The sequence below is a fragment of the Rhodococcus sp. NPDC059234 genome (genome assembly GCF_042754225.1).
Lineage (GTDB): Bacteria > Actinomycetota > Actinomycetes > Mycobacteriales > Mycobacteriaceae > Rhodococcus_G.
On record NZ_JBHZAH010000121.1, the window covers coordinates 1 to 14,769 of the forward strand.

16 protein-coding genes are annotated in these 14,769 nt (G+C 69.7%); 14 read left to right on the forward strand and 2 right to left on the reverse strand.

Annotated elements, in window-relative coordinates:
* Positions 1–38: 38 nt before the first annotated feature.
* The 3 genes from ACFXGJ_RS20545 (at position 39) to ACFXGJ_RS20555 (ending at position 2,306) form a co-directional block, all read left to right on the forward strand.
* The gene (locus ACFXGJ_RS20545; protein ID WP_378423890.1) at positions 39–437 is read left to right on the forward strand and encodes an ArsR/SmtB family transcription factor; all 399 of its coding nucleotides are present in this window, start codon (positions 39–41) and stop codon (positions 435–437) included.
* Positions 434–1,420: a cation diffusion facilitator family transporter gene (locus ACFXGJ_RS20550; protein ID WP_378623944.1), complete on the forward strand. Its 987-nt coding sequence runs from the start codon at positions 434–436 to the stop codon at positions 1,418–1,420. The genes ACFXGJ_RS20545 and ACFXGJ_RS20550 overlap by 4 nt, the downstream gene beginning before the upstream one ends.
* 64 nt (positions 1,421–1,484) lie before the next feature.
* Positions 1,485–2,306, forward strand: a complete 822-nt coding sequence (locus ACFXGJ_RS20555) for an acyl-CoA thioesterase (protein ID WP_378623946.1) — start codon at positions 1,485–1,487, stop codon at positions 2,304–2,306.
* 4 nt (positions 2,307–2,310) lie between these two features.
* Here the strand turns inward: ACFXGJ_RS20555 and ACFXGJ_RS20560 are convergent, their stop codons facing one another.
* Positions 2,311–2,895, reverse strand: coding sequence for a helix-turn-helix domain-containing protein (locus ACFXGJ_RS20560; RefSeq protein ID WP_378623949.1), 585 nt, complete (start codon positions 2,893–2,895; stop codon positions 2,311–2,313).
* A 47-nt stretch (positions 2,896–2,942) separates the two neighbouring features.
* On the opposite strand from ACFXGJ_RS20560, the gene ACFXGJ_RS20565 reads away from it, so the two are divergent.
* Entirely contained in the window at positions 2,943–3,824 is an 882-nt protein-coding gene (locus ACFXGJ_RS20565; RefSeq protein ID WP_378623952.1) for a class I SAM-dependent methyltransferase, read from the forward strand.
* On the opposite strand, the gene ACFXGJ_RS20570 is transcribed toward ACFXGJ_RS20565, so the two are convergent.
* Positions 3,766–5,535 (reverse strand): APC family permease, encoded by a 1,770-nt coding sequence (locus tag ACFXGJ_RS20570; protein ID WP_378623986.1) that lies wholly within the window; start codon positions 5,533–5,535, stop codon positions 3,766–3,768. The two genes, ACFXGJ_RS20565 and ACFXGJ_RS20570, sit on opposite strands and share 59 nt — an antisense overlap.
* A gap of 234 nt (positions 5,536–5,769) precedes the next feature.
* Here ACFXGJ_RS20570 and ACFXGJ_RS20575 point away from each other — a divergent pair, with 234 nt between their 5' ends.
* From ACFXGJ_RS20575 to ACFXGJ_RS20620, 10 genes are all read left to right on the forward strand, one after another.
* A complete protein-coding gene (locus tag ACFXGJ_RS20575; RefSeq protein ID WP_378623955.1) occupies positions 5,770–6,228 on the forward strand; it encodes a YbaY family lipoprotein in 459 nt (152 codons plus the stop codon).
* Positions 6,225–6,857 carry a pyridoxal 5'-phosphate synthase glutaminase subunit PdxT gene (gene pdxT / locus ACFXGJ_RS20580; RefSeq protein ID WP_378623958.1) on the forward strand — a complete coding sequence of 211 codons (633 nt, stop codon included), beginning with the start codon at positions 6,225–6,227 and terminating at the stop codon, positions 6,855–6,857. The genes ACFXGJ_RS20575 and pdxT overlap by 4 nt, the downstream gene beginning before the upstream one ends.
* Before the next feature lie 94 nt (positions 6,858–6,951).
* Positions 6,952–7,704 carry a YebC/PmpR family DNA-binding transcriptional regulator gene (locus ACFXGJ_RS20585; RefSeq protein WP_378623961.1) on the forward strand — a complete coding sequence of 251 codons (753 nt, stop codon included), beginning with the start codon at positions 6,952–6,954 and terminating at the stop codon, positions 7,702–7,704.
* A 129-nt stretch (positions 7,705–7,833) separates the two neighbouring features.
* Positions 7,834–8,415 (forward strand): crossover junction endodeoxyribonuclease RuvC, encoded by a 582-nt coding sequence (gene ruvC / locus ACFXGJ_RS20590; RefSeq protein ID WP_378623963.1) that lies wholly within the window; start codon positions 7,834–7,836, stop codon positions 8,413–8,415.
* Complete coding sequence (ruvA, locus tag ACFXGJ_RS20595; RefSeq protein WP_378623965.1) at positions 8,416–9,024, forward strand: Holliday junction branch migration protein RuvA; 609 nt, start codon at positions 8,416–8,418, stop codon at positions 9,022–9,024.
* On the forward strand, positions 9,021–10,109 hold the full coding sequence (gene ruvB / locus ACFXGJ_RS20600) for a Holliday junction branch migration DNA helicase RuvB (RefSeq protein ID WP_378623971.1): 1,089 nt from the start codon (positions 9,021–9,023) through the stop codon (positions 10,107–10,109). The genes ruvA and ruvB overlap by 4 nt, the downstream gene beginning before the upstream one ends.
* A gap of 73 nt (positions 10,110–10,182) precedes the next feature.
* Positions 10,183–10,554, forward strand: a complete 372-nt coding sequence (yajC, locus tag ACFXGJ_RS20605) for a preprotein translocase subunit YajC (protein ID WP_378623974.1) — start codon at positions 10,183–10,185, stop codon at positions 10,552–10,554.
* A 99-nt stretch (positions 10,555–10,653) separates the two neighbouring features.
* Entirely contained in the window at positions 10,654–12,309 is a 1,656-nt protein-coding gene (secD, locus tag ACFXGJ_RS20610; RefSeq protein WP_378623978.1) for a protein translocase subunit SecD, read from the forward strand.
* Between the two features lies 1 nt (position 12,310).
* Positions 12,311–13,549, forward strand: coding sequence for a protein translocase subunit SecF (gene secF / locus ACFXGJ_RS20615; RefSeq protein WP_378623980.1), 1,239 nt, complete (start codon positions 12,311–12,313; stop codon positions 13,547–13,549).
* 1 nt (position 13,550) lies between these two features.
* On the forward strand, positions 13,551–14,769 hold a 1,219-nt coding region (locus ACFXGJ_RS20620), incomplete at its 3' end, for an ABC transporter substrate-binding protein (protein ID WP_378623983.1).

The window sequence follows — 14,769 nt, forward strand, 5'->3', positions numbered from 1 at the left end:
GTGTTTGTTCCTGGGGCCGTTAGCTCTATTATCTACGTATGAATGCAGATAGTGGTGCATGTCGACGACGGCTGCACGACGACGAGGTGGACCTCGTCGTCGAGGTCTTCCGGATGCTGGCCGATGCGACTCGGGTGCAGATCCTGTGGGCTCTCGTCGATCGTGAACTGCCGGTCAACGACCTCGCGGAGCACGTCGGTAAGCCGGCGCCCTCGGTGTCCCAGCACCTGGCGAAGCTGCGGATGGCGCGCCTGGTCCGGACCAGGCGTGAGGGCACCCAGGTGTTCTACCGACTCGAGAACGACCACGTCCGGCAGCTGGTCACCGACGCGGTGTTCAACGCCGAGCACGCGGGCCCCGGGGTTCCCGGTCATCACCGCGAGCAGGGCGACCTCCGCGTTCTGCACGACGGTGCGCCGGTCGGGGAGCGCGGATGAGCGACGGCCACGGCCACGGGCACGGCCACGGGCACGGGCACGGCCGAGGGTTCGTGCGGGAGCTGTTCGTGCCGCACAGCCACGACGCCGCCGACAGTGTCGACGATGCCCTCGAGTCGAGTGCGATCGGCATCCGTGCGGTCAAGATCAGCCTGGTAGTCCTCGCAATCACCGCCGCAGTCCAGTTCGCGATCGTCACGCTGTCGGGGTCGGTGGCATTGTTCGCCGACACCGTGCACAACTTCTCGGACGCGTTGACGGCGGTGCCGTTGTGGATTGCGTTCGCGCTCGGCAGGCGCCCGGCCTCGCGTCGCTACACCTACGGTTTCGGCCGGTCGGAGGATCTCGCCGGCCTGTTCGTGCTCGCGATGATCGCCGTCTCGGCGGCAGTGGCCGCCGTGGAGTCGGTGCGCAGGCTGATCGAACCCGCGCCGGTCTCGCACCTGGGCTGGGTCGCCGCCGCCGGGGTGGTCGGGTTCGCGGGCAACGAGGTGGTCGCGGCATACCGGATCAGAATCGGTCGCCGTATCGGCTCGGCCGCGCTGGTCGCCGACGGTCTGCATGCGCGTACCGACGGACTCACGTCGCTGGCGGTGGTGCTGGGGGCGGCGGGGGTCGCGGCGGGGTTCCCCCTCGCCGATCCCGTTGTGGGACTGGTCATCACGGCCGCCATCCTGGTCGTGCTCGCGACCGCGGCGCGGGAGGTGCTGCGCCGGTTGATGGACGGCGTCGACCCCGAGGTCGTGGCCCGCGCCGAGGGGGCGCTGGCTGCCGAACCGGGGGTCCTGCGGGTACGGAGCCTGCGGATGCGCTGGATCGGCCACCGGTTGTACGCCGACGCCGAGGTCGACGTGCCCGACGACATGAGTCTGGCTCAGGCGCATCGGATCGCTCACGAGGCGAGGTCGACACTCGTTGCAGCCCTGCCCAAGTTGGATTCGGCGCTTGTCCATGCCTACCCGGCGCACCCGGTGCCCGACTGAGTCCCGGCCCCCGCCCGCGCTGTTGCTAGCCTGACCAGGTCGGGTAGCCGGAAGAGGGAGCGCCATGTCGTCCATCGAAGAAATCCTGGAGCTCGAGCGCCTGGAGAAGGACATCTTTCGGGGCATCGTCGCGGACACGATGCTGACCAGAACCTTCGGCGGCCAGGTCGCGGGGCAGGCACTGGTCTCGGCCGTCCGCACCGTCGACGAGCAGTACCGTGTGCACTCGCTGCACGGCTATTTCCTCCGCCCGGGGAATCCGACGATTCCCACGGTGTTCCTCGTCGACCGGATTCGGGACGGTCGTTCCTTCTGCACCCGCCGCGTGACCGGGGTACAGGACGGGCAGGCGATCTTCACCATGTCCGCCTCGTTCCACGTCGGTGACGTCGGTATCGAACACCAGGACCGGATTCCGCCGGTGCCGGACCCGGAAACCCTTCCCGACACCTCGGATTCGCGCGACGAGGAATTGTCGTGGGAGTTCCGGGAGTGGGCGGATTGGGACCTGCGCTTCGTTCCGCAGGAGGAGATCGTGCGCAGGCGCGGCGTGCCCGCGCAGCAACAGGTGTGGTTCCGGTACCGCGGCATCCTGCCCGACGCACCGGTCTTCCACATCTGCACCCTCGCGTACATGAGCGACATGACGCTGCTCGGCTCCGCGCAGGTGCCGCACCCCGACGCGGAGATCCAGCAGGCCTCGCTCGACCATGCGCTGTGGTTCCTGCGCCCCTTCCGTGCCGACGAGTGGTTGCTCTACGACCAGTCCTCGCCGTCCGCGGGCTTCGGTCGGGCGCTGACCCAGGGCCGCATCTTCGACCGGGACGGGAACCTGGTCGCGGCGGTCGTTCAGGAGGGCCTGACCCGGCTGCTGCGCACGGAGTGACGATTCACCGTGTGTCGTGCAGGGGATGCAGGTGGGCGCGTTCGCCGTCGCGATCGAAGATGGTGAGGATCTCCACCGGGCCGTCCTGAGCCCTGATCGCGTGCGGGACCATGGTCGAGAACTCGGCCGCCTCGCCCGCCCGGATCAGCAGGGTTCGCTCGCCGAGCTGCAGCGTGGCGGTCCCGGACAGCACGGTGAACCAGTCTCGGCCGGGGTGCACGCCCAGCTGCCCGGCCCCGGTCGGCCGGTCGGGGGTGATCCGCATCTTCGCCACGGTCACACCGTTCGTGGCGCCCTCCCGGGACAACAGCCAGGTCGTCACGCCCGGTGTGTGCTCGGGTTCCGGGCGGATCACCACGTCCTCGTCGTCCGGTGACTCGACGAGCTGATCGATCGTGGTCCCGAGAGCCCGCGCAATCGGGACGAGTTGATCGAGCGCGATCCGGCGGTGCCCGGTCTCGATGCGGCTGAGGGTGGACGGGCTGAGGAAGCAGCGCGTGGCGAGGGCCTCCAGCGACCAGCCGCGGGACAGTCGCAGGCCGCGGATGCGCTGGCGGATCAAGGCGTCCACAGAGACTTCTTGCGTCATACGCAAGATAGTATGCCGTACGCGCATCATCGATCTACTGTGAAGTCATGACCGAGCACACCCATCGTCACGCACACCGCCGTGCCGGGCACCACCACGGGCACGGCGGCCACGATCACGACGACGCGGGGCTCGCGGAACTGCTCGACCTCGATGCCGAGGTGCACGGCGCCTACCTGCACGACCTCTCGGGATGGCTCGGACGGCACGCGCGAGAGCAGCCGCGGATGGTCGTCGACCTCGGTGCCGGGACCGGTGCCGGCAGCCTGGCCCTCGCGCGCGAGTTCTCCTCGGCCGAGGTGATCGCGGTCGACAGGTCCGCCGCGATGCTGGCCCGCATCCAGTCGTCCGCCCGCGAGGCGGGCGTGGCCGGCCGGCTGCGCGTGGTGGAGTCCGACCTGGACGTCGGCTGGCCCGCGGTCGGCGCGGTCGACCTCGCCTGGGCCTCCTCCTCGCTGCATGAGGTCGCCGACCCGGACCGGCTGCTGCGGGACGTCCACGACGCCCTGAATCCCGGGGGCCTGTTGGTGGTCGTCGAGATGGACGCGCTGCCGCGATTTCTTCCCGACGACATCGGGCTGGGGCGCCCGGGTCTCGAGTCCCGGTGCCACGATGCGCTGGAGAAGGTGAACTGGAATGCGCACCCGGACTGGCGACCCCACCTGGAGGCGGCCGGCTTCGAGATTGCCGAGCAGCGCAGCTTCCCCGCCGACGCGAATCCGCCGCAACGCAGAGCCGCCCGCTACGCGCGCGCCTACCTCGGGCGGGTCCGAGGCTTCCTCGGCGAGCACCTGGCCGCCGACGACCTCGACGCCCTCGATCGACTGCTCGCGGACGAGGGTCCCGACTCGCTGTCGCGCCGGCGCGACCTCACCGTCCGGCGCAATCGGACCGCGTGGGTGGCTCGGCGGTTCTCGGCGTCGGCGTGATCGGCGTACGCACGGGAGATCCGCCGACCCGCAACCGGATCCGGAGGACCGCGGCGTCGGTGGTGCGGCGCAGCGCGCGGTCGAGTTCGTCGCCGCGGTGGTTCGGCAGGATCCGTTGCCAGGCCGAGCCCGGCTCCACCTCGCCGATCACCACCACGACGCGTCTGCCTGCCAGCTGGTCGGTGACGTACCGGGTCAGGACGGACGCGAGGCCGGCGCCGGCGCCGTCGAGCAGGACCAGTCGCACCCCGGGATGCCAGGCCGCCCACGCCGCGGTGAAGGCGCGCGGCGACTCCCCGGCCGGGCACACCCGGACCGCGACGACGTCGGTGCCGATGGACAGCGCGGCGCTGATCGCCTCGCGACTCACCTCGGAGACCTCAGCGACCGGCACCACGACGACGGTGCCCCGTGCGCAGGGCGCGGCGGGCACCTCGCCGAGGTGGATGCGGTCGCCGATGACCGCGTAGGCCGCGCGCACCCGCTCCATCAGGAACACGATCAGGGGCAGGGCCAGCACGATCAGCCAGGCGCCCTCGGTGAACTTCATGGCGGTCGTCACCAGCGAGGCGAGCGCGGTGAGGGTGGCGCCGAACGCGTTGAGGGCCAGCCGCCACCGCCAGCCCGGCGCCCGGGTCAGCAGCCAGTGCCGGACGAGGCCGACCTGCGCGATCGTGAACCCGACGAACACGCCGATCGCGAACAGCGGGACGAGGTCGTTCATGCTGCCGCCCGAGGCGATCAGCAGGGCGCCGGCGAACACGCCCAGCGCGAGCACGCCGTGCCGGTACACCTCTCGCGGGGACCGCAGTGCGAACCGATGCGGCAGGCAGTTGTCGTCGGCGAGCAATCGCATGAGCGTCGGCAGCCCGCCGTAGGAGGTGTTCGCGGCCAGGGCGAGGAGTACCACGGTGGCGAACTGCACTACGTAGTAACCGATCCCGTGTCCGAGAGACGCCTCGGTCAGTTGCGAGAGAACGGTGGTCCCCTCGACCGGACGGAGTGCGAACTTGCCGATGAGCGTGGCCAGCCCGATCAGCATCGTGCCCAGCAGCACACCCAGTGCCGTCTCGGCGCGCTGAGCGTTGCGGACGCGGGGCTCGCGGAAACTGGGGACGGCGTTCGCGATCGCCTCCACCCCGGTGAGGGCGGCGCACCCGCTCGAGAACGCCTTGAGCAGCAACAGCACCCCGACCGTCTCGACGTTGCCGGCGACGCCGGTGGTCTCGGTGACGGTGAGAGGCTCCGACCGGAGCAGGCCGGCGACGATCACCGTGAAGATGCCGACCACGAAGATCGCGGTAGGTATCATGAAAGCCCTTGCGCTGTCTGCGATCCCGCGCAGATTGAGCGCCGTGATCCCGGCCAGGACGGCGAGGCAGATCCACACCGTGTAGGGGAGTAGCGCAGGGAATGCGGAGGTGAGGGCGGCGACTCCGGCGGCGATGGACACGGCCACGTTGAGGATGTAGTCGATCACCAGCGACGCCGCCGCGACGAGTCCGGTGCGTTGGCCGAGCCGTGCGCGCGCGACCGCATAGGCCCCGCCCCCGTTCGGGAACGCCGCGATCAGTTGGCGGTATGAGGCGACCAGGACGGCGAGCAGCGCCGCGATGGCGACGGTGACCGGCACGGTGAACCCCAGCCCGACGCCGCCGGCGGCGGCCAGCACCAACACGATCGCCTCGGGACCGTAGGAGACCGACGCCATCGCGTCGAGGGAGAGTCCGGCCAGGCCGGTCGGCACCGACAGCTTGTGCCGGTCGGGCTTGCGGGTGCGTCCGGGCGGGGGCGTCCGGACGAGCAGTGGCGTCGTCACGGCTGTGAGTGTGCGCGCCGGAGGTGGTCGCGACGCCGGCGTTGACGGTTCCCTGACGGGGTGCGGCGCGCTCTTGATTCCATTCCGACGGCGGGGCCTGCGGCGGGCAACCGTATTCTCTACCCCGTGCGAACGAGACGAATACTCGAACTGGTGTTGGGCGTCGGCGCGTTGATCGCGGTGGTCGCAGCGGTCGGGATGTCCCTCGGCTCGTCCGGCGTGAGCGAAGCGAACGGCCGCGACGTTCGGGACGAGTTGACCGTCACCGGCGACGTCGCCTACCGGGAGCGGATCGCATGGCCGGAGGGTGCCGTGGTCACCGTGCGCCTCGAGGACGTCTCGCGTGCCGACGCGCCGTCCGTCGTGCTCGCCGAGCAGCGCATCACCGACGCGACCGGGGTGCCGGTGCCGTTCCAGCTGACCGCGGACCGTGGCGTGATCGACCCGCGCGCGCGTCTGAACGTCAGCGCCCGGATCGAGGTGGACGGCGCGCTGCGCTGGATCACCGACACCGCTCACACCGTCCCCGTCGACGGGTCCGTCCCCGCGGCGCACCTCCTCGTGGTGGGTGTGCCGAACCCGTGAACGATTCTGCGACAACACGTCCCACCATCGGAGTGCTCGCCCTGCAGGGTGACGTCCGTGAACACCTCGCCGCACTCGAGGCCTCCGGGGCCAACGGGGTGACCGTTCGCCGCCTGGCGGAACTCGAGGCCGTCGACGGTCTGGTGATTCCGGGTGGCGAGTCGACCACCATGAGCCGGCTGCTCACGGTGTTCGAGTTGCTCGAACCGCTGCGCGCCCGGCTGCGCGACGGAATGCCGGCCTACGGGTCCTGCGCGGGAATGATCCTGCTCGCCAGCGAGATCCTCGACACTCGCCCGGACGCGCAGTGCCTGTCCGGTCTCGACATCACCGTGCGCCGCAACGCCTTCGGCAGGCAGGTCGACTCGTTCGAGGAGAACCTGGACTTCGTCGGAATCGAGGGCGAACCGATGCGTGCGGTGTTCATCCGTGCGCCCTGGGTCGAACGTGTCGGCGCGGGCGTCGAGGTGCTCGCCACGGTGCCGGAGGGGCCCGCGGCGGGCCGGGTCGTGGCGGTCCGCCAGGGCGGGGTTCTCGCGACCTCGTTCCACCCGGAGGTGACCGGCGACAGGCGGGTCCATCAGCTCTTTGTCGACATGGTGCGCGAGGCGGCGCTCGCGCGCGGGTAAACTGGCGCTACTGTGTGCTCCCCGCTGCAGCCTCACCGCTGTCGCGTGTGGATCCACATCCGGGACCGGCATTGACGGGAAGAGGGAACTACGCATGAGCGGCCACTCCAAATGGGCCACCACCAAGCACAAGAAGGCTGCGATCGATGCCAAGCGTGGCAAATCGTTCGCCAAGCTTGTCAAGAACATCGAGGTGGCGGCACGAACCGGTGGCGGCGACCCCGCGGGTAACCCCACCCTGTACGACGCTATCCAGAAGGCGAAGAAGTCGTCGGTCCCCAACGACAACATCGAGCGTGCGCGCAAGCGCGGCGCCGGTGAAGAGGCCGGCGGCGCCGACTGGCAGACCATCATGTACGAGGGCTACGGCCCCAACGGTGTCGCCCTGCTGGTCGAGTGCCTTACCGACAACCGCAACCGCGCGGCGGGCGAGGTCCGCACCGCGATGACCCGCAACGGCGGCAACCTCGCCGATCCGGGATCGGTGTCGTACCTGTTCAGCCGCAAGGGTGTCGTCATTCTCGAGAAGGCGGGCCGCAGCGAGGACGAGATTCTCGAGGTCGTTCTCGAGGCCGGCGCCGAGGAGATCAACGATCTCGGCGACACCTTCGAGATCGTCTCGGAGGCAACCGATCTCGTTCCCGTGCGCACTGCGCTCGTGGAGGCGGGCATCGACTACGAGTCCGCCGATCCCGACTTCCGCGCCTCCGTCGAGGTGCCGGTGGACGTGGAGGGGGCGCGCAAGGTGTTCAAGCTCGTCGACGCCCTCGAGGACTCCGACGACGTGCAGAACGTCTACACCAACGTCGATCTCTCCGACGAGGTTCTCGCCGAGCTCGACGCCTGACGTCCGGGCGGACTCCGGACACCGCGGCCCGCTCACCCGGCCTGCTCGGCGGGTGTGTTGGTGCACGAGGTTGTCGGCCGCTCGACCTATACTCTCGAACAGCTGTTCGTAACGTCGAGAGGTGGGCCAGTGCGCGTGTTCGGAGTCGATCCCGGCCTCACCCGGTGCGGGTTCGGGGTGGTCGACGCCGGCCGTGGTCGTGAGGTCCGGCCGGTCGCGGTCGACGTGATCCGCACCCCACCGGACATGGACCTTGCGCAACGACTCCTCGGCATCGCCGACGCCGCCGAGGAGTGGCTCGACCTGCACCGGCCGACGGTGGTCGCGGTCGAGCGGGTCTTCTCGCAGCACAACGTCCGGACCGCGATGGGCACGGCGCAGGCGGGCGGCGTGGTCGCCCTCGCCGCCGCCCGTCGCGGCATCGACGTCTGCTTCCACACGCCGAGTCAGGTCAAGTCCGCGGTCACCGGCAACGGATCGGCGGACAAGAAGCAGGTCACCGCGATGGTGACGAAGATCCTCGGGCTGGACGCCGCACCCAAGCCTGCCGATGCGGCGGACGCCCTCGCGCTCGCGATCTGCCACTGCTGGCGGGCGCCGATGCTGTCGAGAATGGCTCAGGCGGAGCGCGCCGCCGCCGAGCAGCGGCGACGCTACGAGGCGCGGCTGGCGGAAGTGTCCAAGTCCCGGCTCCAGAAGGCAGGTTCCTAGATGATCGCGTCGGTCCGCGGTGAGGTACTCGAGATCGCCCTCGACCACGTCGTGCTCGAGGCCGCCGGGGTGGGCTACCGGCTCAACGCCACCCCGGTCACCCTCGGCACGCTGCAGCGTGGCGCCGAGGTGCGGCTGGTGACGGCAATGATCGTCCGCGAGGACTCGATGACGCTGTACGGCTTCCACGACACCGAGTCCCGCGACCTGTTCGGCCTGTTGCAGACGGTCTCCGGGGTCGGTCCACGGCTGGCGATGGCCACCTTGGCCGTGCTCGAACCGGAGTCGCTGCGCAAGGCGCTGGCGGAGGGCAACGTCACGGCGCTGACCCGGGTCCCCGGTATCGGAAAGCGCGGGGCCGAACGGATGATCGTCGAACTGCGCGACAAGGTCGAGGCGGTGCCGACCGGCTCCGGTTCACCGTCGGACGGCTCCGTCGCCGAGGTCGCGGGAATGGTCCGCGACCAGATCGTCGAGGCGCTGGTCGGCCTCGGGTTCGCGCTGAAGCAGGCGGAACAGGCCACCGACTCGGTGCTGGCCGCGGACCCGGAGGCGGACACCTCCCGCGCCCTGCGGTCGGCCCTCGCACTGCTGGGTAAGACTCGGTGACCGCGGGCGCGGAAGACGAGGCCTTCGGCGACGAGTCCGCCGTCACCGCCGAGTTCGTCGCCGGCGACGGTGACATCGAGGCGAGTCTGCGCCCCACCTCGCTGGACGACTTCATCGGACAACCGAGGGTCCGTGAGCAGCTGCAACTGGTGCTGGCCGGGGCGAAACTGCGCGGGGGCACTCCCGATCACGTGCTGCTGTCCGGACCTCCGGGCCTCGGCAAGACCAGCATGGCCATGATCATCGCCGCCGAACTGGGCACCGCGTTGCGGTTGACCTCCGGACCGGCGCTCGAACGCGCGGGGGACCTGGCCGCAATGCTGAGCAACCTCGTCGAGGGCGACGTGTTGTTCATCGACGAGATCCACCGGATCGCACGACCCGCCGAGGAGATGCTCTACCTCGCGATGGAGGACTTCCGGGTGGACGTGGTCGTCGGGAAGGGGCCCGGTGCGACGTCGATTCCGCTGGAAGTCGCCCCGTTCACGCTGGTCGGCGCGACCACCCGCTCGGGCGCGCTCACCGGACCGCTGCGGGACCGGTTCGGGTTCACCGCGCACATGGACTTCTACGATCCACCGGAACTGCAGCGCATCCTGCTGCGCTCGGCGGGCATCCTCGGCGTGCAGCTCGGCACGGAGGCGAGCGCGGAGATCGCCGGCCGTTCGCGGGGGACCCCTCGCATCGCGAACCGGCTGTTGCGCCGGGTTCGCGATTTCGCAGACGTGCGCGCGGACGGGGTCATCACCCGGGACATCGCGCGCGCCGCGCTCGCTGTGTACGACGTCGACCAGCTCGGCCTCGACCGCCTCGACCGTGCGGTGCTCAGCGCGCTGGTCCGTAGTTTCGGTGGCGGCCCGGTGGGGGTGTCCACCCTTGCCGTCGCCGTCGGGGAGGAGCCGAGCACGGTCGAGGAGGTCTGCGAGCCGTTCCTGGTGCGTGCCGGCATGATCGCGCGCACCCCCCGCGGTCGCGTCGCCACCGCGGCGGCCTGGGAACAGCTCGGATTGACCGCCCCACCAGAGGCTGCCGCGGGCGGAATCGAGGTCCGTGTGAACGAACCTCCGCAGGGTTTGTTCGACTAGTGGCACACTTGGGTACTGCGCCGGTTCGACCTGGACCGGCGGCATCGACAAACCTTTAGGACTGACTTCCACGATGGAACTGCTGTTTCCGCTCCTGATTCTCGCCCTGCTCGTGCCGATGTTCCTCGGCATTCGCCGCCAGAAGAAGGAAATGGCGAAGACCACCGAACTGCAGGACTCCCTCTCCGTCGGCGACCGCGTGCTCACCACGTCCGGGCTGCATGCCACGGTCGTCGAGCTCGGCGACGGGACCGTCGAACTCGAGATCGCGCCCGGCGTGGTGACCACCTGGTCGCGGCTGGTCGTGCGTGAGCTGATCACCGAGGACGACGACGAGGACGACGCCGACCTGGACGACGAGCTCGACGTGGTCGACGAGCCGGCCGTAGCGCCGGTCGTCGAGGAGACCGCGGAGCAGACCGAGCGGCGCCTCGGCAAGGAGTGAGCTAGTCATCACCTCCGCTGCCGGGCGTCCCAGCCCGGCGGCGGCTACGTCGGCGTTGATCGGCGGACCTCGTACCCACCTCTAGGAGAACTACGGATCGTGGCACCTTCGTCTGGAGCCGTACGTCCAGCGCGCTCGCTCGTGATTTTCGGGCTGATCGTCGCTGCGCTGTACGCGCTCGTCTTCTTCACGGGGGACAAGTCCCCGACCCCGAAGCTCGGCATCGACCTGCAGGGCGGCACCCGTGTCACCCTCACCGCGCGGACCCCGGACGGCAGTAAGCCGAGCCAGGATGCGCTGCGGCGTGCTCAGGGGATCATCGAGACCCGCGTCAACGGTCTCGGTGTGTCCGGTTCCGAGGTCGTGATCGACGGTGACAACCTGGTGATCACGGTGCCCGGTGACGACAGCTCTCAGGCCCGCACGCTGGGCCAGACCGCTCGCCTGTACATCCGGCCGGTCGTTTCCTCGGCCGCGTCGTCGAACGCCCAGTCCGCGAAGGCCCCCGCCGCCACGCCGCCGGCGCCCACGCCGCCGGCACCGGCACCTCAGAACCGCCCGTTCCCGGCGCAGGCGCCCGCGCCGACGCCGGCCCCCGCCCCGGCCGAGGCGACGCCCGCCGATCAGGCGGCCGCGGAGATCGCGGAGGCGAAGAAGACCCGGCAGAGCACCGATCCCGCAGTGCAGCAGCAGGCCATGGCCACGCTGAACTGTGATGCCGCCGACCCGCTGCAGGGCAATGACGACCCGACGCTGCCGCTGGTGGCGTGCTCGGTGGAGGGCGATGCCGTCTACCTGCTCGGCCCGAGCATCATCGACGGCCAGGAGATCGCGGACGCGTCCTCGGCCTTCAACTCGCAGCAGTCGCGCCACGAGGTGAGCCTGTCGTTCAAGTCCGGCGGCAGCAACACCTGGGCGCAGTTCACCGCCGCGAACATCGGCAAGCAGGCCGCCTTCACGCTCGACTCGAAGGTCGTCAGCGCACCGGTCATCCAGGGCGCGACCCCGGCGGGCAGTGCCACCTCGATCACCGGCAGCTTCACCGCGGCCTCGGCCAAGGAGCTCGCCAACACCCTCAAGTACGGCTCCCTGCCGCTCTCGTTCCAGTCGTCCGAGGCCGAGACCGTCTCGGCCACGCTGGGTCTGGCCTCGCTTCAGGCGGGCCTGATCGCCGGTGCGATCGGCTTGGTGCTGGTGCTGCTGTACTGCCTGATCTACTACCGGATGCTCGGTGTGCTCACTGCACTCTCGCTCATCCTCTCGGGCGTGCTGGTCTACGCGATCATGGTGCTGCTCGGCCGGTACATCGGCTTCACCCTCGACCTCGCCGGCATTGCCGGTCTGATCATCGGTATCGGCATGACGGCCGACTCGTTCGTCGTGTACTTCGAGCGCATCAAGGACGAGATGCGTGAGGGCCGCAGCTTCCGATCGGCCGTCCCCCGGGGCTGGGAGCGGGCGCGTCGGACGATCCTGTCCGGCAACGCGGTCAGCTTCATCGCCGCGGCGGTCCTCTACATCCTCGCGGTCGGACAGGTGCGTGGCTTCGCGTTCACCCTCGGCCTGACCACCATCCTCGACGTGATCGTGGTGTTCCTGGTGACCCATCCGCTGGTCCACCTGGCCTCGAAGTCCGAGTTCTGGTCGCGGCCGAGCGTGAACGGCCTCGGCGCCGTGCAGCAGGTCGCCCGCGAACGCAAGACCGCTGCCGCTACGTCGCGCACCGCCGCGAGCGCGCAGGCGAAGGAGTCCTGACATGACGAACCCCACTGGCACCAACGCGGCCGGCGAGACCATCGAGGAGCAGACGCTCTCGGACGCCGGCGCGGACCAGGCCAACCTGCCGCAGCACAGCAGGCTCTCGCGGTTGTACACCGGAACCGGCGCCTTCGAGATCGTCAGCAACCGCAAGCGCTGGTACATGATCATCGCCGTGATCGTGCTGATCTCGATCGGCAGCATCGTGTTCCGCGGGTTCTCGCTCGGCATCGACTTCGAGGGCGGGTCGCGGATCCAGTTCCCGGCCGCCACCGGCGCGACCACCGAACAGGTCGAGAAGGTCTACGCCGACACCCTGGGCTCGGCCCCGGTCTCGGTGCAGACCGTCGGCTCCGGCGACAGCTCGACCATCCAGATCCGATCGGAGTCACTGGACGCGAGCCAGGTCAACTCGCTGCAGACCGCGCTGTTCGACGCGTTCCACCCGGAGGACAAGAACGGGGTGCCGAGCAAGAACGCGATCAGCGTGGCCGACGTGAGCGAGACCTGGGGTAGCCAGATCACCAAGAAGGCGCTGATCGCGCTGGTGGTGTTCCTGGTGATCGTCGGCGTCTACATCGCGATCCGGTTCGAACGGGACATGGCCTTCGCCGCCCTGATCGCACTGTTCTTCGACATGGTGGTCACCGCGGGCGTGTACTCGCTCGTCGGTCTGGAGGTCACACCCGCGACGGTGATCGGTTTCCTGACGATTCTCGGCTTCTCGCTGTACGACACGGTCGTCGTGTTCGACAAGGTGGAGGAGAACACCCGCGGCGTGCTGCACCTGACCCGGCGCACCTACGCCGAGCAGGCGAACCTCGCGGTGAACCAGACCCTGATGCGGTCGATCAACACCACGGTGATCTCGGTCCTGCCGGTGATCGGCCTGCTGGTCGTCGCGGTGGGTCTGCTCGGTGTCGGCACCCTCAAGGACCTCGCCGTGGTCCAGTTGGTCGGCATCATCGTCGGCGCGTTCTCGTCGATCTTCTTCGCCACCTCGCTGCTGGTCACGATCAAGGAGCGTTGGGGCCCGGTCGCCGCGCACACCAAGCGTGTTCTGGCCCGGCGGGCCGCGCTGTCCGGCGGGGCAACCGCAGCCGACGCAGCGACCCTGGCAGGCTCGGTGGTGGAGGACCGGCCGAGCGGGCGCGCCTCGAGCACGCCGCGACGCTCGGGCGGCGCTCCGCAGCCGGGTGCCCGGCCGACCGGAAAGCGTGACAAGAAGAGGCGGTGACATGCGCAGGGGTGCGAGTCGAGGAGACGGGTACCGGCGGACAGTAGCGGCAGGGGCCGCCGCGATCGCGGTGGTCGCGGCGGCGGCCGGATGCTCCTCGACCGAGGACCAGGTCCCGTCCATCGGCTACGCGATCGACAACGTGCTGCCCACGTACAACGCGAACACGATCGACGGGACCGCGAGCGGCGCCCGGCAGGCGTTCTCGCGGGTGCTGACCGGCATGAGCTACATCGGTCCCGAGGGCACCGCCCTGTCCGACGGTGACTTCGGTTCGGCGGTCCCGCAACCGGGCGATTCGTTGACCATTGCGTACAAGATCAATCCCAACGCGGTGTACTCCGACGGAGTCCCCGTGACCTGTGACGATCTGGTCCTGGCGTGGGCGGCGGGCAGCGGGAAGTTCCCGCAGTTCGCGTCCGCGACCAGGGCCGGGTACGCCGATATCGACCGGGTCGACTGCCAGTCCGGCTCGAAGGACGCGACCGTGGTCTTCAAGCCCGGTCGGGCGTTCGCGGAGTGGCTCGGCCTGTTCGGCGCGACCGAGGTGATGCCCGCCCACGTGGCGGGCCGGGTCGCGAACGTGCCGGACGTGGTCGGGGCGGTGCACTCGGGTGACGCCGACGCACTGGGTCGGATCGCGGCGTTCTGGAACAACGGCTGGCAGCTGACGCCCGGTCAGCTGGACCCGGCGCTCTTCCCGTCTTCGGGTCCCTACCGGGCGGACTCCTACACCGAGGACGGCGGGCTGGTGCTGGTCGCCAACGACCGGTGGTGGGGAAACAAGCCGGCCACGAATCGAATCGTGGTGTGGCCGAAGAATTCCGACCTGAAGGCAAAGCTCGGTTCGGGCGACCTCGCCGTGATCGACGTCGGCGCGAAGGCGGTGGAGGGCCTCGATCCCGGTGACGGATTCACCACGGCCACCGAACCTTCCCGCAGCACTGAGCAGCTCGTGCTCGGTACCGGCGGGGTCTTCGGATCTGCCGACGCGCGCAAGGCGATCGCGTCCTGTGTGCCGCGACAGCAGCTGTTCGACGACCTGGGCCACCCCGACTTCAAGAAGTCCTCGGGGCTCGGCTCGGGTGTGCTGAACTCGCGAATCGTGGCGCCGGACATGCTGATCTACCCGACGGTGTCCGGGGTGGCGGGGGACCGTTACCTGCATCCGGACGTGGCCGCGGCGAGCACCGCGCTCGGCGGGCAGAAGATCACCGTTC

Excerpts from the sequence above, each read along its gene's own strand:
- ACFXGJ_RS20545 (WP_378423890.1), top strand. The coding sequence starts at position 39 with ATGAATGCAGATAGTGGTGCATGTCGACGACGGCTGCACGACGACGAG.
- ACFXGJ_RS20550 (WP_378623944.1), top strand. The coding sequence starts at position 434 with ATGAGCGACGGCCACGGCCACGGGCACGGCCACGGGCACGGGCACGGC.
- ACFXGJ_RS20555 (WP_378623946.1), top strand. The coding sequence starts at position 1,485 with ATGTCGTCCATCGAAGAAATCCTGGAGCTCGAGCGCCTGGAGAAGGAC.
- ACFXGJ_RS20560 (WP_378623949.1), bottom strand. The coding sequence starts at position 2,895 with ATGACGCAAGAAGTCTCTGTGGACGCCTTGATCCGCCAGCGCATCCGC.
- ACFXGJ_RS20565 (WP_378623952.1), top strand. The coding sequence starts at position 2,943 with ATGACCGAGCACACCCATCGTCACGCACACCGCCGTGCCGGGCACCAC.
- ACFXGJ_RS20570 (WP_378623986.1), bottom strand. The coding sequence starts at position 5,535 with ATGGCGTCGGTCTCCTACGGTCCCGAGGCGATCGTGTTGGTGCTGGCC.
- ACFXGJ_RS20585 (WP_378623961.1), top strand. The coding sequence starts at position 6,952 with ATGAGCGGCCACTCCAAATGGGCCACCACCAAGCACAAGAAGGCTGCG.
- ruvA (WP_378623965.1), top strand. The coding sequence starts at position 8,416 with ATGATCGCGTCGGTCCGCGGTGAGGTACTCGAGATCGCCCTCGACCAC.
- yajC (WP_378623974.1), top strand. The coding sequence starts at position 10,183 with ATGGAACTGCTGTTTCCGCTCCTGATTCTCGCCCTGCTCGTGCCGATG.
- secF (WP_378623980.1), top strand. The coding sequence starts at position 12,311 with ATGACGAACCCCACTGGCACCAACGCGGCCGGCGAGACCATCGAGGAG.